The 16,162-nt window shown below is 59.1% G+C and carries 14 protein-coding genes; 11 read left to right on the top strand and 3 right to left on the bottom strand.

The features are described from left to right. Positions 1-114 precede the first annotated feature (114 nt). From JFT85_RS05530 to JFT85_RS05505, 6 genes are read left to right on the top strand one after another with little or no spacing between them, the layout of a single operon-like run. Complete coding sequence (locus JFT85_RS05530; protein WP_053255544.1) at positions 115-1,209, top strand: ABC transporter ATP-binding protein; 1,095 nt, start codon at positions 115-117, stop codon at positions 1,207-1,209. Continuing rightward, positions 1,209-2,306 (top strand): ABC transporter ATP-binding protein, encoded by a 1,098-nt coding sequence (locus tag JFT85_RS05525; protein WP_053255545.1) that lies wholly within the window; start codon positions 1,209-1,211, stop codon positions 2,304-2,306. Before JFT85_RS05530 ends, JFT85_RS05525 begins: the two co-directional genes overlap by 1 nt. Further along, complete coding sequence (locus tag JFT85_RS05520; protein ID WP_005789024.1) at positions 2,303-3,169, top strand: carbohydrate ABC transporter permease; 867 nt, start codon at positions 2,303-2,305, stop codon at positions 3,167-3,169. Before JFT85_RS05525 ends, JFT85_RS05520 begins: the two co-directional genes overlap by 4 nt. 25 nt (positions 3,170-3,194) lie before the next feature. After that, a complete protein-coding gene (locus JFT85_RS05515; protein ID WP_053255546.1) occupies positions 3,195-3,995 on the top strand; it encodes a carbohydrate ABC transporter permease in 801 nt (266 codons plus the stop codon). An 11-nt stretch (positions 3,996-4,006) separates the two neighbouring features. Further along, positions 4,007-4,279 carry a DUF2160 domain-containing protein gene (locus JFT85_RS05510; protein WP_053255547.1) on the top strand — a complete coding sequence of 91 codons (273 nt, stop codon included), beginning with the start codon at positions 4,007-4,009 and terminating at the stop codon, positions 4,277-4,279. Positions 4,280-4,310: 31 nt separating this feature from the next. Next, positions 4,311-6,053 (top strand): ABC transporter substrate-binding protein, encoded by a 1,743-nt coding sequence (locus JFT85_RS05505; RefSeq protein ID WP_053255548.1) that lies wholly within the window; start codon positions 4,311-4,313, stop codon positions 6,051-6,053. Between the two features lie 82 nt (positions 6,054-6,135). Here the strand turns inward: JFT85_RS05505 and JFT85_RS05500 are convergent, their stop codons facing one another. Both JFT85_RS05500 and JFT85_RS05495 read right to left on the bottom strand, forming a co-directional pair. Next, on the bottom strand, positions 6,136-6,474 hold the full coding sequence (locus JFT85_RS05500; RefSeq protein WP_201229427.1) for a hypothetical protein: 339 nt from the start codon (positions 6,472-6,474) through the stop codon (positions 6,136-6,138). 185 nt (positions 6,475-6,659) lie between these two features. Further along, positions 6,660-7,088 (bottom strand): hypothetical protein, encoded by a 429-nt coding sequence (locus JFT85_RS05495; RefSeq protein WP_201229425.1) that lies wholly within the window; start codon positions 7,086-7,088, stop codon positions 6,660-6,662. Between the two features lie 166 nt (positions 7,089-7,254). Between JFT85_RS05495 and JFT85_RS05490 the strand changes: the two genes are divergently transcribed. Next, on the top strand, positions 7,255-8,268 hold the full coding sequence (locus JFT85_RS05490; protein WP_053255551.1) for an ABC transporter substrate-binding protein: 1,014 nt from the start codon (positions 7,255-7,257) through the stop codon (positions 8,266-8,268). Positions 8,269-8,323: 55 nt separating this feature from the next. On the opposite strand, the gene JFT85_RS05485 is transcribed toward JFT85_RS05490, so the two are convergent. Next, positions 8,324-9,112 carry an AraC family transcriptional regulator gene (locus JFT85_RS05485; RefSeq protein WP_053255552.1) on the bottom strand — a complete coding sequence of 263 codons (789 nt, stop codon included), beginning with the start codon at positions 9,110-9,112 and terminating at the stop codon, positions 8,324-8,326. An 85-nt stretch (positions 9,113-9,197) separates the two neighbouring features. Here JFT85_RS05485 and JFT85_RS05480 point away from each other — a divergent pair, with 85 nt between their 5' ends. The 4 genes from JFT85_RS05480 to JFT85_RS05465 all read left to right on the top strand — a co-directional run bounded on the left by JFT85_RS05480 (position 9,198) and on the right by JFT85_RS05465 (position 15,937). After that, a complete protein-coding gene (locus JFT85_RS05480; protein WP_053255553.1) occupies positions 9,198-10,196 on the top strand; it encodes a bile acid:sodium symporter family protein in 999 nt (332 codons plus the stop codon). A 127-nt stretch (positions 10,197-10,323) separates the two neighbouring features. Continuing rightward, positions 10,324-11,532 (top strand): EAL domain-containing response regulator, encoded by a 1,209-nt coding sequence (locus tag JFT85_RS05475; RefSeq protein WP_069552245.1) that lies wholly within the window; start codon positions 10,324-10,326, stop codon positions 11,530-11,532. A gap of 137 nt (positions 11,533-11,669) precedes the next feature. Next, entirely contained in the window at positions 11,670-12,296 is a 627-nt protein-coding gene (locus JFT85_RS05470; protein WP_201229423.1) for a response regulator transcription factor, read from the top strand. Then, on the top strand, positions 12,296-15,937 hold the full coding sequence (locus tag JFT85_RS05465) for a transporter substrate-binding domain-containing protein (RefSeq protein ID WP_201229421.1): 3,642 nt from the start codon (positions 12,296-12,298) through the stop codon (positions 15,935-15,937). Before JFT85_RS05470 ends, JFT85_RS05465 begins: the two co-directional genes overlap by 1 nt. Positions 15,938-16,162: the final 225 nt, after the last annotated feature.

Here is a 16,162-nt window from a genome sequence, read left to right as displayed (position 1 = left end):
CGCCTGAGCAGCGTATTGGGCCCATTTCGTTACGGATCAAGCACCTGGCATTTATGGCATGGAATTCGCTCTGACGAGTGGGCAGATTCATTCCAATAATAAAAAGGGCGTGTCATGTCATTGACCCTGGAACATGTCTCCCGCGTCGTCGAAGGCCAAACCTGGATCGACGACGCCAGCCTGCGTTTCGAAGCCGGCTCCTTCAACGTATTGCTCGGCCGCACGCTGTCCGGCAAGACCAGCCTGATGCGCTTGATGGCGGGTCTGGACAAGCCCGACAGCGGTCGCATCCTGATGAATGGCGTGGATGTCACGCACAAGCCGGTGCGCTTGCGCAACGTGTCGATGGTGTACCAGCAGTTCATCAATTACCCGACCATGACCGTGTTCGAAAACATCGCCTCGCCGTTGCGCCAGGCCGGGGTGTCCCACGAGCTGATCCAGAGCAAAGTGCTCGAAACCGCGAAGATGCTGCGCATCGAGAAATTCCTCCAGCGCCACCCGCTGGAACTCTCCGGTGGCCAGCAGCAACGCACAGCCATGGCCCGTGCACTGGTCAAAGATGCCGAGTTGATCCTGTTCGATGAGCCACTGGTGAACCTGGACTACAAACTGCGCGAAGAGCTGCGTCAGGAAATGCGCGAACTGTTCAAGGCTCGCCACACCATCGCCATCTATGCCACCACCGAGCCCAACGAGGCGCTGGCCTTGGGCGGCACCACCACCATCCTCCACGAAGGCCGGGTGATCCAAAGCGGCAAGGCCGCCGAGGTGTATCACCAGCCGCAGACCGTGCTGGCCGCCGAGCTGTTTTCCGAGCCGCCGATCAACCTGATGCCGGGGCGTATCAGCGGCAATGAAGTGAGCTTTGCCAATGTCGTGCACTTCCCGCTGAACGTCGACCTGCGCCCCATCGGCGAAGGCGAGTTCCGCTTTGGCGTGCGCCCCAGCCACATCAGCCTGGTGCCGAGCAATGACGACGACCTGGAGCTGGCGGTGACTGTGGAGGTCGCCGAGATCAGCGGCTCGGAAACCTTCCTGCATGTGCGCAGCGAACATTTCCTGCTGGTGCTGCACCTGCCAGGGGTACACGAGTACGACGTTGACGCACCGATCCGCGTGTATATCCCCACCCATAAACTGTTTGTGTTCGATGGTCAGGGCCGTTTGGTCCAGGCCCCCGGGCGCCGCGTGTCGAGGGTTGCCTGATGGCCGAGATCCACTTGCAGAACCTCGCGCACAGCTACAACCCTGCGCCCAATGGCCCCGAGGACTACGCCATTCGGGAAATGAACCACGTCTGGGAGCAGGGCGGTGCCTACGCCTTGCTCGGGCCGTCGGGCTGCGGCAAGTCGACCCTGCTCAATATCATCTCGGGCCTGCTCAGCCCCTCGGAAGGCCAGGTGCTGTTCGATCACGCCGTGGTCAACGACTTGACCCCGGAAAAACGCAACATCGCCCAGGTGTTCCAGTTCCCGGTGGTGTACGACACCATGACGGTGTTCGACAACCTGGCGTTCCCTTTGCGTAACCAGGGCATGGCCGAGGCGAAAGTTCACAGTAAGGTGCAGGAGATTGCCGAAGTCCTCGACCTGCAAAACCTGCTGGGCAAAAAGGCGCGCAACCTCACCGCCGATGAAAAACAAAAAGTCTCCATGGGCCGTGGCCTGGTGCGCGACGACGTGTCGGCGATCCTGTTCGATGAACCGCTGACGGTGATCGACCCACACCTCAAATGGAAACTGCGGCGCAAGCTCAAGCAGATCCACGAGCAGTTCAATATCACCATGGTCTACGTGACCCACGACCAGCTCGAAGCCTCGACGTTTGCCGACAAGATCGCGGTGATGTACGGCGGGCAAATCGTGCAGTTCGGCACGCCGCGTGAGTTGTTCGAGCGGCCCAGCCACACGTTTGTCGGCTATTTCATCGGCAGCCCTGGGATGAATCTGATCGAAGTGCAGGCCGAGGCCGGTGGGGTACGTTTTGCCGGGACGCTGCTGCCGTTATCCGAGGCCTTGCAGCAACGTCTCCGTGAGACCAACTACACAAAGCTGCAGGTCGGCATCCGCCCGGAATTTATCCACGTGTGGGACGAGTACAACCCCGACGCCCTGCAGGCCGACGTCATCCATGTGGAAGACCTGGGCACCTACAAAATCGTTACCCTCAACCTCGACGGTACGCCGTTGAAAGTGCGCTTGGCCGAAGACAAACCGGTGCCCGAAGGCAACGCCTCAATCAGCTTTCCCGCGCAGTGGTTGATGGTGTATGCCGACGATTACCTGCTGGAGGTGCTGCCATGAATAAGGTGCAGAACAACAAGGCCTGGTGGCTGGTGTTGCCGGTGTTCCTGCTGGTGGCGTTCAGTGCGGTGATCCCGATGATGACGGTGGTCAACTATTCGGTGCAGGACATTTTTGACCAGTCCAGCCGCTACTTTGTCGGTGCCGACTGGTACAAACAGGTGCTGCTCGACCCGCGCCTGCACGACTCCTTGCTGCGCCAGTTCATCTATTCGGCGTGCGTGCTGCTGATCGAAATTCCGCTGGGTATCGCCATTGCCCTGACCATGCCGACCAAGGGCCGCTGGTCCTCGCTGGTGCTGATCATTCTGGCGATTCCGCTGCTGATTCCGTGGAACGTGGTGGGCACCATCTGGCAGATCTTCGGCCGTGCGGATATCGGTTTGCTCGGTTCAACCCTCAACGCCATGGGCATCAGCTACAACTATGCCGCCAACACCATGGACGCTTGGGTCACTGTGCTGGTGATGGATGTGTGGCATTGGACGTCCCTGGTGGCACTCCTGTGTTACTCGGGGCTCCGGGCGATTCCGGACGTGTACTACCAGGCCGCGCGGATTGATCGTGCGTCCGCCTGGGCGGTGTTCCGACATATTCAGTTGCCGAAGATGAAAAGCGTGCTGCTGATCGCGGTGATGTTGCGTTTCATGGACAGCTTCATGATCTACACCGAGCCTTTTGTACTCACCGGCGGCGGGCCCGGGAACGCCACCACCTTCCTGAGCCAGACCCTGACCCAGATGGCCGTAGGTCAATTCGACCTGGGCCCGGCGGCGGCGTTTTCCCTGGTGTATTTCCTGATCATCCTGTTGGTGTCCTGGCTGTTCTACACCGCCATGACCCATTCCGACGCGAACCGCTGAGGCTGCCAACATGAGCAAGCGTCTTATGCCTATGAAGAAAGTGATCCCCCTGCTGATCTACATCCTGTTCCTGCTGGTGCCGATCTACTGGCTGCTGAACATGTCGTTCAAGAGCAACACTGAAATCCTCGGCGGGCTGACACTGTTTCCGCAGGACTTCACCCTGGCCAACTACAAGGTGATCTTCACCGACCCGAGTTGGTACACCGGCTACCTCAACTCACTGTATTACGTGAGCCTGAACACGGTGATTTCCCTGAGCGTGGCACTGCCGGCGGCCTATGCGTTTTCGCGCTATCGCTTTCTGGGCGACAAACACCTGTTTTTCTGGCTGCTGACCAACCGCATGGCGCCTCCGGCGGTGTTCTTGCTGCCGTTCTTCCAGCTGTATTCGTCGATCGGCCTGTTCGATACGCATATCGCGGTGGCGTTGGCGCATTGCTTGTTCAACGTGCCGTTGGCGGTGTGGATTCTGGAAGGTTTCATGTCCGGGGTGCCTAAGGAAATCGACGAAACCGCCTACATCGACGGCTACAGTTTTCCGAAGTTTTTCGTGAAGATTTTTATCCCGCTGATCGGTTCCGGCATCGGCGTTACCGCGTTTTTCTGCTTCATGTTTTCCTGGGTCGAACTGTTGCTGGCACGCACGCTGACCTCGGTCAACGCCAAGCCCATCGCCGCGGTGATGACCCGTACGGTCTCGGCATCGGGTATCGATTGGGGCGTACTGGCGGCGGCGGGGGTGTTGACCATTCTGCCCGGCATGCTGGTGATCTGGTTTGTTCGCAACCACGTGGCCAAGGGCTTTGCCCTGGGCCGGGTCTAAAGGAGTCGATGATGGAATGGATGGCCTGGACCACCCCCACCGCGTTGTTCTTTGCGGCGATTGCCCTGTTGCTGGTGGGTATGACCACCTGGGAACTGCGTTCGCCGAGCATCCCGCGCCGTGGTTTGTTGCCGATCAGCACCACCCGTGGTGATCGCTTGTTTATCGGTCTTCTCGGCAGCGCCTACCTGCATCTGCTGGTGATCGGCGTAACCGGCTGGAGCATCTGGGTGGCGACCGCGCTGTCCCTGGTGTGGCTGTTGTGTGTGATGCGTTGGGGCTAGTGCTCCGTGAATAAACAACCAGGAGGTCTCTATGTTGAATAAAAACAATAAGCTGCGACATAGCATTTCATTGGCCGCCGTCATGGCCCTCAGCGGTTTGAGCGCTACGGCCTGGGCCGATGCGTATGAAGATGCCGCAAAAAAATGGATCGGCAGCGAATTCAAACCGTCCACGCTGACGGCCGATCAGCAGCTCGAAGAGTTGAAGTGGTTTATCAAGGCGTCGGAGCCGTTCCGTGGGATGAAGATCAACGTGGTGTCGGAAACCCTCACCACCCACGAGTACGAATCCAAGGTGCTGGCCAAGGCCTTCAGCGAAATCACCGGCATCAAGCTGACCCACGACCTGCTGCAGGAAGGCGACGTGGTGGAGAAGCTGCAAACCCAGATGCAGTCCGACAAGAATATCTATGACGGCTGGGTCAACGATTCCGACTTGATCGGTACGCACTTTCGCTATGGCAAAACTGAATCCATCACCGACCTGATGGCCAATGAAGGCAAGGACTTCACCTCGCCGACCCTGGATATCAAAGACTTTATCGGCATCTCGTTCACCACGGCGCCGGACGGCAAAATCTACCAATTGCCCGACCAGCAATTTGCCAACCTCTACTGGTTCCGCGCGGACTGGTTCGAGCGTCCGGAGCTGAAAGCCAAGTTCAAGGAAAAATACGGCTACGACCTCGGCGTGCCGGTGAACTGGTCGGCCTATGAAGACATCGCCAAATTCTTCAGCGAGGACGTCAAGGAGATCGACGGCAAGCGTATCTACGGGCACATGGACTACGGCAAGAAAGACCCGTCGCTGGGTTGGCGCTTCACCGATGCCTGGTTCTCCATGGCCGGCGGAGGCGACAAAGGCCTGCCCAACGGTTTGCCGGTGGACGAATGGGGCATTCGCGTGGAGGACTGCCACCCGGTGGGCTCCAGCGTTACCCGTGGCGGCGATACCAACGGCCCGGCCGCCGTGTTTGCCACGCAAAAATACGTGGACTGGATGAAAGCCTACGCACCACCGGAAGCGGCGGGCATGACCTTCTCCGAATCCGGCCCGGTGCCGTCCCAAGGCAACATCGCCCAGCAAATTTTCTGGTACACCGCGTTCACCGCCGACATGACCAAACCGGGCTTGCCAGTGGTGAACGCCGACGGTACGCCGAAATGGCGCATGGCCCCATCGCCCGTCGGGCCTTATTGGGAAAAGGGCATGAAGAAGGGGTATCAGGACGTGGGTTCCTGGACCTTCCTCAAATCGACACCCGAGAAGCAAAAACTCGCGGCCTGGCTCTACGCGCAGTTCGTGACGTCGAAAACAGTGTCACTGAAAAAAACCATCGTGGGCCTGACGCCGATTCGTGAGTCCGACATCAACTCCCAGGCCATGACCGACCTGGCGCCCAAACTCGGCGGCCTGGTGGAGTTCTACCGCAGCCCGGCCCGGGTGGAGTGGACCCCGACCGGCACCAACGTGCCGGACTATCCACGCCTGGCGCAACTGTGGTGGAGCAACATCGCGGCCGCCGCCAGCGGCGAGAAAACCCCGCAACAGGCGCTGGACAACCTGGCCAAGGAACAGGACGCGATCATGACGCGCCTGGAACGCTCCAAGGTGCAGCCGGTGTGTGGCCCGAAAATGAACCCCGAGCGTGATGCCCAATACTGGTTTGACCAACCGGGTGCGCCGAAGCCTAAGCTGGCGAATGAAAAGCCTAAAGGTGAAACCGTGGCTTATGGTGATCTGTTGAAGCAGTGGGAGGCGGCGCGTAAGTAATCACGGGTTCGTGATCACAAAACGGCACGCTTGCGTGCCGTTTTTCAGGTTTAGAACGGATGACTGGTCCGTTTAAGGGGCGTTACTGAGAGGCGGGTGGGATATTGACGGGGCCGTAGCCAGCGCCCGATTGCAGATCCCGGATTGTCATATCCCAGGTCGAACCCTTGGACGTCAGCTGATACACATGATTTCTCTTTAGATAAAGGATGGTATCAGGCGCGTAGCCAGTAATGTTCGTCGTCGTGAGTTCTCCGTTCTGACAGTCTTGGGTAACGATCAAAACCGTTGCACCAGGCCGGGCGTTTGGAAGAACCCTAAAGCGTCCCATCATGGTGGCCAGTAGAGCAATTACAGTCACATCGTCCGCACCGGCGAGGTCACCGGAAATGTCGCCTTGAGTGCCATATTTCAAAGTCATTTTGATCATCCTTAATTGAGTGAGCAATTATTCAGGCGCTGGTCGGGCTGTCTAGAAAGTTAAGGCCTGAATGGACTGAAAATAAGGCAGGACGAATAGGTTTGATACTGTGAGAATTGACAGTTTTTTATACTGCTTGGCAAGTAGAGCAGTGCTTTTTATTTCTGAAGAGTTCTCGAGTGGGTTCAACCCGCCTGCGGCTGAACCAGCAACTGCCCATCCACATCCTTGACCAGCTCACTGGCCAGAAACAGCGGCGTCAGGCGCTTGTGCAACTGCGGTTCAACAAACTCCTTCACCGTCTCCAGCAGCAATACACCACTGAGCGGCAGCTCGGCTTTGGTGTACGACAACCATGCTTTTTTCAGCGCCATCAACACATCGCTGCCCGCCGTAGAGGCGAAGCGGCGGTGGCTGGGTTTACCGTCGAAGTGGAAGGTGTGCTGGAACGCATAGCCGGTCTCATCGCCGTTGGCCGCGGCGCAACGTACGCAGGTGCACGGGCCGTCGCCAAAGGCGCTGCGCAGGTAGGCGTTGAAGTCCACCACGGGCTTGAGTGACAGGCGCTTATCCACCTCGAACAGGTCCCCGGTCATTTTATCGTCAGTGTTCAACGTTCATCTCCTCGCAGGTCGGCAGGTGTCTTTCAAAGCGCGGCACAATAACAGCCACGCGGTTTTTTGGGGATAATTTGCATAACAATAGATCCCGATATTCTTTTCCAGTCTTAAACATCGCCGCTAGGCTTCATCACCTTCTCGAAAACGCGGCAGATTCCCCATGACTTTCAAGTGTTCCTCCTTGACCCTGCTGGCCGCGTCCCTGGCGGCCGCGAGTACGCTGCTCAGCCCTGGCGCCCAGGCCGAGGGCAAAATCAGCATCGCTCAACAATTCGGTATCGGTTACTTGATTCTCGATGTGGTGCGCGACCAGCACCTGATCGAAAAACACGGCAAGGCGCAGGGCCTGGATATCCAGGTGGAGTGGAACAGCATTTCCGGCGCCACCGCGATGAATGAATCGCTGCTGGCTGGTGCGCTGGACGTGGTGTCGGCTGGTGTGCCGCCGATGCTGACCTTGTGGGACCGCACCAAGGGCAAGCAGAACGTCAAGGCCATCGCGTCGTTAGGCTCGATGCCCAACTACCTGCTGACCAACAACCCTAATGTGAAGACCCTTAACGATTTCACCGAGAAAGACCGCATTGCTGTGCCGGCCGCAGGCGTGGGCTTCCAGTCACGCACGTTGCAGATTGAAACCGCCAAGCAGTTTGGTGCGGCCAACTATAAGAAGTTCGACGACATCTCCATCAGTCTGGCTCATCCGGATGCCACGGCCGCGTTGATTGCCGGTGGTTCGGAGATCAATTCGCACTTTTCCAGCCCGCCGTTCCAGTACCAGGAATTGTTAAACCCCAACGTGCACAAGGTGCTCAGTTCCTACGACATTCTGGGCGGGCAGGCGTCGTTCAACGTGCTGTACACCACGCAGAAGTTTCACGATGAAAACCCCAAGACCTACCAGGCGTTCTACGATGCCCTGGCCGAGGCCGAGCAGATCATCAAGGCCGACAAACCTGCCGCCGCCAAAACGTACATCCGTGTAGAAGAATCCAAGCTGCCGTTGGACCTGGTGGAGAAAATCGTCCAGGACCCGGAAATCGACTTCACCATCGTGCCGCAGCGCACCTATATCTACGCCGAGAAGTTGCAGGAATTGGGTGTATTGAAAAACAAAGCGGCGAGCTGGAAGGATTACTTCTTTGAAGAGGCCCATGGCGGGAATGGCAGCTGAGTCACCTGCTTGACTTGAAATACGCACAACTTGTGGGAGCTTCGTCGTCTAAGAGTCAGCGAAAGAATTCACCCGGTGTGGCATCAAACTGCTGGCGAAACGCATTGATAAACGCCGATGTCGATTCATAGCCACACGCCAATGCCACATCCGTCACGCGCTCGCCTTGTTCCAGGGCGGGCAGGGCGCTCAGCAGTCGCAGGCGCTGGCGCCAGGCGCGAAAGGTCAGGCCGGTGTCACTCAGGAACAACCGGCTGAGGGTTTTCTCGCTGACCCCCAGCTTCTGGCTCCAAGCCCCCAACGTCGTCTGCTGCTCCGGGTGCAGGTTCAGGCTGCGATAAATCTGCCGCAGCCGCGCGTCATGGGGCAACGGCAACATCAAGTCCACCTGCGGCGCGGCGGCAAGTTGGTCCAGCACCACTTGGGCCAGGCGCCCGTCGGGCCCATTTTCGGCATATTCCACCGGCAGTTTGCTGAAACTGCGAATCAACTCGCGCAACAAACTGCTCACCTCCAGCACCTGGCAACGCTCTGCCGCCCAGGTGGTAACGCTGCAATCGAGGTACAGGCTGCGCATTTCCGTGTGCGGCGAACTGAACACCCGGTGCGGCATGCCCGCCGGAATCCACACCGCGCGCTGGGGCGGTGCGACGAAACGGCCGACACTGGTCTGGATCTCCAGCACCCCGGAAATCGCGTAGGACAATTGCACCCACGGGTGACTGTGCCGGCGCGTCAGCGCCCGGTTGGGCAGTGATTCAGTGCGCCCATACACCGGGCGTGGCAGGCTGGAAAGCCCCGGCACACTGCGTCGAACCGTCTTGTCATGTCCTTTAGGAGGCATTTACTGGCTCATTGGCGTTAGTCGGTAACAAGCCATTACGTTAGAGTCGCGACGATGCTCTTGGCAACCCCTGGAAGATTTGCTTATGACCCGCCCGCGTTTTCTGCCCGATAACTTCACCCTGACCCTGATCGGCACGGTGATCCTCGCTTCCCTGCTGCCCGCCAGTGGTCAAACCGCTGTGGCCTTTGGCTGGGTGACCAACCTGGCCATCGCGCTGCTGTTTTTCCTGCACGGCGCCAAGCTGTCGCGCCAGGCCATCGTCGCCGGTGCCGGCCACTGGCGCCTGCATTTGCTGGTGTTCAGCCTGACCTTCGTGCTGTTCCCGTTGCTGGGCCTGGCGCTCAAGCCGCTGCTCTCGCCACTGATCGGCAACGACCTGTACATGGGCATGCTTTACCTGTGTGCGCTGCCGGCCACCGTGCAATCGGCGATTGCCTTCACCTCCTTGGCGCGCGGCAATATCCCGGCGGCGATTTGCAGCGCGGCGGCCTCCAGCCTGTTCGGCATTTTTCTTACGCCGTTGTTGGTGACGCTGTTGCTCAACGTGCACGGCGACGCGGGCTCCACCGTCGACGCGATCCTGAAAATCAGCGTGCAGCTGTTGCTGCCCTTTGTGGCCGGGCAGATCGCCCGGCGCTGGATTGGCGAGTGGGTCGGCCGCAATAAATCCTGGCTGAAGTTTGTCGACCAAGGGTCGATCCTGCTGGTGGTGTACGGGGCGTTCAGCGAAGCGGTCAACGAAGGCATTTGGCACCAGATCCCACTGTGGGAACTCGGCGGCCTGGTGGTGGCGTGCTGTGTGTTGCTGGCGTTGGTGCTGGTCGCGTCCACCGTGCTCGGCAAGGCTTTCGGCTTTAGCCAGGAAGACCGCATCACCATCCTGTTCTGCGGCTCGAAGAAAAGCCTGGCGACGGGCGTGCCGATGGCCCAGGTGCTGTTTGCCGGGGCGACCATGGGCGTGTTGATTCTGCCGCTGATGTTATTTCACCAGATCCAGTTGATGGTGTGTGCGGCGCTGGCCCAGCGCTATGCCAGACGGCCGGAAAGCATTCCAGAACTGATGGCGCAGGTGGATCCGTGATCCGCGTATGCCGGTAAGGTTTTTTTGCTAGGAAATTTCCTACAGATCGACAGGATGCTTCCTTCTTAGGATCGGATTGTTCCTGGTCATTATCACCCACTTCGCTTTTGCAAAGTGGTTGATAAGCATGGCTCACCTCCGCATCCTCGTTTTGGAAAGCCAACGCTTTCAGCGCAGTGTTCTGATCAAGATGCTTGATCGGCTGGGGCTGCCCACTGTGCTGCAGGCCAGCGACGTCGAACACGCCATGGCGCAAATGCAGGCGTGCGGCGGGGTCGACATCGTGCTCTGTGACGTGGCCGACCGGAGTCTTGACTGCCTGGACTTCCTGCAACGCGTCAGACGGGCAGGCCTGGCGCGTGCAGTGGTGTTTTGCAGTGAGCTCCATCCCGCGTTGCGCCGCGCCGTGGTGCATATGCGTTGTCTGTCCGGTCTGCACGTGCTGGGTGTATTGAGCCAGCCATTGCAGCTGCGCGCCCTGCGCCAGTTATTGCGCGGCTATTGCCAGCGGCCGACGGCGTCGCTGCGTCCGTCTGCCTCCAGGGCCTTGCCCACTGAGCAGGAAATTCATCAAGGCCTGGCCCTGGGTGAGTTTCGTGCCTGGTTTCAGCCCAAATTCATGCTGGGCACCGGGCGCCTGGCGGGGGTAGAGGTGTTGGTACGCTGGGAGCATCCAACCCGCGGCGTGCTGTTGCCGGCGGAGTTTCTGGCTGCCGTACTGGCCTACGATTTGATCGACCAGATGTTCATGCAACTTTTGGAGCAAGGCCTGAGCCTGCTCGGGGTGTTGCGTCGTCAGCAGATCCAGCTCGAACTGGCGTTCAACCTGCACGCTTCGCAATTGCTCAACAACGAGTTGATGGGGCATATCCAGCAGGCGTTGCTGCGCCATGGCCTTCCCGGTTCGACGCTGTTGTTCGAGCTGGCGGAAAACGGTCTGCTGGATATCTCACCGCGAATCCAGGAAAACCTGCTGCGGCTGCGCATGCTCGGCTGCGGCCTGGCTATCGATGACTTTGGCATGGGCTTTTCATCGCTCAAGCTGCTTTGCCAACTGCCCTTCAATCAACTCAAGCTCGACGGCGAGTTTGTTCGCCATATTGGCGAACCGCTCAGTCAGGCCATGGTCGCCAGTACGTTGGCATTGGCGCGCTCGCTGGACATGAGCTTGGTGATCGAGGGCATCGGCACTCAGCGCGCCCATGAAGGTGTGTTGGCCCTGGGGTGTGAAATCGGCCAGGGGTTTTACCTGGCGCGGCCAATGGCGGGGCATCGGCTGCTGGTGTGGCTGGAAACACACCTTGCGAGTCAGCGCGTGGGGTTGGATAACGTCTGAGGTCGTCCAGATATTCTCTACACTTGAATCGCGCTCGTGTATTTTGAGCGTGGTATTGATCGATCACTTTTTCCACTGTTTTATGCGACGGGTCTAAGCACACTCGGCGCGTTTCGGTGTGTCTCGCAGAGGTAGTTATGTTTAAGGCGTTAGTTGTGGACGATCATCCTTTTATTCGCTCTTCGGTCAAAATGCTGCTCAAGCAAGAGCATTTCGACGTCGTTGCCGAAGCCGATAACGGGGCAGACGCGGTGCAGATGGCGCGCGAGCATGAACCCGACCTGATCGTGCTGGATATCGCCATGCCCAAGTTGGACGGCCTGGAGGTCATCGCGCGAATCTGTGCACTGGACCTCAAGTGCAAGATCCTGGTGCTGACTTCTCAATCGCCACTGTTCTACTCGATGCGTTGCATGAAGGCCGGTGCCGCCGGCTATATCTCCAAGACCAATGACCTGGACGAACTGATTAAAGCGATCAAGGCGGTGATGGGCGGATACACCTTCTTTCCGAACCTGGCCAACAGTTCGGTGCGCCGCAGTGATGTCGAAACCACCGACCTGGAGTTGATCCAGAGCCTCTCCAATCGTGAACTGACGATTTTGCAACAGTTGTCCCAAGGGTTGAGCAACAAGGAGATCGGTGACGCCATGCTGCTCAGTAACAAGACCGTCAGCACTTATAAAACGCGCTTGATCGAAAAGCTCAAGGTCAAGTCTGTGGTCTACCTCGCTGACTTTGCCAAACGTAATAACCTGATCTGATGAGCCTTCTCTTGCGTAAGTGGATGGTGCTACTGGTACTTGGCATGGCACTCAACGGTGCTGCCCTGGCGGGCTCGCAGGTCGGCGCGTTCCAGGTGTTGGGGCGCTCCCATGTCGATGGTTACCAGGCCGTGCTTACCGAGGCGGACTGGAGTTGGCTGCGCAGCAAGGATGTATTGGTCCTGGGCGACTCCAACCCGGATTATGCGCCGCTCGGCATGGTCAACAATGGCCGCGACTATGAAGGTATGACGGCCGATTACGCGCAGCTATTGAGTGAGTTATTGCGCGTTCGGGTAGACGTGCGCCGGTATGCCTCGCGTGGCGAGGTGATCGACGCGCTCAAGCGGGGAGAGGTGGACTTTCTGGGCGTCGCCAACGGCTATGAGGCCGCCGATGCCGGGCTGTTGCTGTCGACGGCCTACGCCGATGACCTGCCGGCGCTGGTGACACGGTTGGGCGACAGCCGTGCACTGTCGCCGGACCTGGCGGGCAAGAAAATCGCGATGCTGTATCACTACCTCTCACCCGAGGCGGTCAAGGCGTTTTACCCCAAGGCCACCTTGCAACTGTTTCCCTCGACCTTGAGTGCCATCGGTGCGGTGGCCTTCGGCAGCGCCGACGTGTACCTGGGCGACGCGCTCAGCGCCAATTTTCTGATCAACAAGAATTACTTGAATAATGTGCAGTTGGCTGACTTCTCCCAAGTAGAAGCGAGCAACTTCTCGTTTGCCATGGCTCACGACAATGCGCGCCTGCAGCGCGTGCTTAATAGCGCGCTGGCGGCGATTCCGATCAGCGAACGCATGAATATCCAGCGGCGCTGGAGTGCCGGTGGCAGCAGTATCCCCGGGCGTACGGCATTGCACTTCAGCGCCAGTGAGCAACGTTGGATGGATGCGCATCCGTCAGTGCGGGTGGCGGTTGACGACAGCTTCTTGCCGCTGTCGTTCTTCAATGAAGAGGGCGAGTTTCGCGGCATCAGTGCCGATGTGCTGGCCAAGGTGTCACTGCGCACCGGTTTGAAGTTCGACGTGGCGCGTGCGGTTTCAGTGGCCGATATGGTCGACAAAGTGCGTGCCAACAAGGCCGACCTGCTGATTACGCTGACGCCAAGTACGTCCCGCGAGGGCGTGCTGCACTTTACCCGGCCTTACCTGAATACCCCGTATGTGTTGGTCAGCCGCACCCAACCCAACAGCCCAAGCACCCTGGATGAGATGGCGGGCAAACGGCTGGCATTGATACACGGTAATCCGATACGCGACCTGGTGATCGAGCAGTACCCACGGATTGAGCTGGTGGAGGGGCGTAACGCCCAGGAAGTGATGGCGCTGGTGGCCGATGGCAAGGCGGATGCGGCGGTCAATTCGTTGATCATCGCCCGCTACATGATCGCGCGTGAGTACCGGGAGCAGCTACGCATCACCAGCACCGTGGGCACGCAACTGGCGCGCACGGCATTTGCCACTTCCAGGGGTTCCCTTGAGCTGTATTCGATCCTGGAAAAAGCGTTGCTGAGCATCCCGCCCGAAGAGCTGGACGAAGTCACTAACCGCTGGCGCAGCGACATTGCCGTGGATGACAGTTACTGGCTGCGCAACCGCACGGTGATCATTCAGGGCTTTGCCCTGGCAAGCGTGCTGTTGCTGGTGGCAATGCTGTGGATTGCTTACCTGCGCAGGCTGATGCGCACGCGCAGGCAGGCCGAGATTGCCCTGAATGATCAATTGGAGTTCATGCGCGTGCTGATCGATGGCACGCCGCACCCCATCTATGTGCGTGATCGCCAAGGGCGGTTGGTGGTGTGCAACAGCGGCTACCTGAGCGTGTTTGGCGTCGAACGCGAAGCCGTCATCGGCAAGACTGTGATGGATGGTGTACTCAGTAACCCCAGCGAGGCCGCCAGCTACCACGAGGACTATTTACAGGCGATGGAAGAAGGGGTTCCGCGTGTGCAGGACCGTTGCCTGACGATGGGCACGGGCCAGGTCCTGATGATCTACCACTGGATGTTGCCGTACCGAGGCAGCGACGGTGAAGTCAATGGCATGATCGGCGGCTGGATCGATATCAGCGAACGCCAGCACCTGTTGGAGGCCTTGCGTGAGGCCAAGGACCATGCCGACGATGCCAGTCGCGCCAAAACCACCTTCCTGGCGACCATGAGCCACGAAATCCGCACACCGATGAATGCGATCATCGGCATGTTGGAGCTGGCGCAGAAAAAAGCTGATCAAGGTTACATGGACCGAGCCTCCATCGAGGTGGCCTCCAATGCCGCCCACGGGCTGCTGGACCTGATCGGTGACATCCTCGACATCGCACGCATCGAGTCCGGGCGCCTGTCCCTGGCGCCGGAGCGGGCCAATCTGCTGGCGCTGGTCGAGTCAGTGGCGCGCATCTTCGAGGGCTTGGCGCGGCAGAAGCAACTGCGGCTGATCCTTGATCTGGACGCCACGCTCAACTGCCAGGTCCTGGTCGACCCTCTGCGCTTCAAGCAGGTTGTCTCCAACTTGCTGAGTAACGCCATCAAGTTCACCGCCGTGGGCCAAGTTCGATTAAGCGTCAGCGCCGAGCTTAGCCGCAATGATGAGCGGCTGGCGCTTTGCTTGAGGGTCGAGGACAGCGGCAGTGGCATTTCCGTTGACGACCAACAACGCTTGTTCAACCCGTTCAGCCAGGCCAGCAACCACGGGCAGGCGGCTCGCAGTGGCTCGGGCCTGGGGCTGATGATCAGCCGTACGCTGTGCGAGATGATGGGCGGCACCCTGACCTTGAGCAGCGTGTTAGGGCAAGGCACCCAAGTGGAGGTCCGTCTCGCTTTGCCCACCTTGCTGCCGGTTGACGAGCCTGAGCCATCCTCAGTGGTGGTGACTCAAGCCGCCCAGGTATTGCATGTATTGGTGATCGACGATTACCCGGCCAATCGCTTGTTGCTGACCCAGCAACTGAGCTTTCTCGGGCACCGGGTAAGCGACGCCGCAGACGGTGCCCATGGCCTGCGCGCCTGGCGCAATCAGCATTTCGATGTGGTGATTACCGACTGCAGCATGCCGATCATGAATGGCTATGAACTGGCCCGCGCCATCCGCGATGAAGAGCGCAGCAGGGGGCTTGCACCCGGGATGATCCTCGGTTTGACCGCCAACGCCCAACCTGAAGAGAAGGACCGCTGCCTGCAGGCGGGCATGGATGACTGCCTCTTCAAGCCCATCAGCCTCAATGACCTCAATGCCCGATTGGCGTCCCTGGTATCTGCTGGCGCGGTCGCTCCCCTGGCGCAAGAACCGCCGCTACCGAGCATCGACGGCATCGACTTGACCAGCCTGATCCACCTGAGCCGTGGTGATGACGCTGCTATCAAAAGCCTGCTGCAGGACCTGGCAACCAGCAATGCACAGGACATGGCGCAACTGATCCGGTTGTTTACCCAGCATGACCTGAGCGGTCTCAGTGATTTGGCGCATCGCGTCAAGGGCGGTGCGAGGATCATCCAGGCGCATGCCTTGATCGAATGTTGCGAGGCGCTGGAGGCTGGCTGCAAAGGGTTGAACTCGGCAGTGCTGACTGACGCGGTCGATGCGCTGCAGCAAGCCATGGAACAGCTGGGGCAGCGCCTGGAGATCTTCTTGGCCTGATCGCACTGCACCGTGAAAAAGCCGCCGCCACGCTGCGGCTTTTTTATTGGCCGCGCGTGGCAAGAGAAAAAATCCGCTAGGAAATTTCCTACAAGGTGCGGGGATGGATACTACGTGAGTGGTCTGCTCCTCACGGGAAGATGTACCTGTCGCACAAGACATGTGTTGTGTTCGTTGCTCACCCGCTTCGGCGTTTGGCAGCCCAACAAGGCTTGGCGATGGTGT

Origin of the sequence: Pseudomonas sp. TH04 (assembly GCF_016651355.1) — a bacterium.
Taxonomy (GTDB): domain Bacteria; phylum Pseudomonadota; class Gammaproteobacteria; order Pseudomonadales; family Pseudomonadaceae; genus Aquipseudomonas; species Aquipseudomonas fluorescens.
Note: the sequence above shows the minus strand (reverse complement) of the source record. Positions and strands in the feature narration are given on the sequence as shown.

Bases quoted from the DNA above. Each gene is read 5' to 3' on its own strand.
- JFT85_RS05530 (WP_053255544.1), top strand. From the start codon at position 115: ATGTCATTGACCCTGGAACATGTCTCCCGCGTCGTCGAAGGCCAAACC.
- JFT85_RS05525 (WP_053255545.1), top strand. From the start codon at position 1,209: ATGGCCGAGATCCACTTGCAGAACCTCGCGCACAGCTACAACCCTGCG.
- JFT85_RS05520 (WP_005789024.1), top strand. From the start codon at position 2,303: ATGAATAAGGTGCAGAACAACAAGGCCTGGTGGCTGGTGTTGCCGGTG.
- JFT85_RS05515 (WP_053255546.1), top strand. From the start codon at position 3,195: ATGCCTATGAAGAAAGTGATCCCCCTGCTGATCTACATCCTGTTCCTG.
- JFT85_RS05510 (WP_053255547.1), top strand. From the start codon at position 4,007: ATGGAATGGATGGCCTGGACCACCCCCACCGCGTTGTTCTTTGCGGCG.
- JFT85_RS05505 (WP_053255548.1), top strand. From the start codon at position 4,311: ATGTTGAATAAAAACAATAAGCTGCGACATAGCATTTCATTGGCCGCC.
- JFT85_RS05500 (WP_201229427.1), bottom strand. From the start codon at position 6,474: ATGACTTTGAAATATGGCACTCAAGGCGACATTTCCGGTGACCTCGCC.
- JFT85_RS05490 (WP_053255551.1), top strand. From the start codon at position 7,255: ATGACTTTCAAGTGTTCCTCCTTGACCCTGCTGGCCGCGTCCCTGGCG.
- JFT85_RS05485 (WP_053255552.1), bottom strand. From the start codon at position 9,112: ATGCCTCCTAAAGGACATGACAAGACGGTTCGACGCAGTGTGCCGGGG.
- JFT85_RS05480 (WP_053255553.1), top strand. From the start codon at position 9,198: ATGACCCGCCCGCGTTTTCTGCCCGATAACTTCACCCTGACCCTGATC.
- JFT85_RS05475 (WP_069552245.1), top strand. From the start codon at position 10,324: ATGGCTCACCTCCGCATCCTCGTTTTGGAAAGCCAACGCTTTCAGCGC.
- JFT85_RS05470 (WP_201229423.1), top strand. From the start codon at position 11,670: ATGTTTAAGGCGTTAGTTGTGGACGATCATCCTTTTATTCGCTCTTCG.
- JFT85_RS05465 (WP_201229421.1), top strand. From the start codon at position 12,296: ATGAGCCTTCTCTTGCGTAAGTGGATGGTGCTACTGGTACTTGGCATG.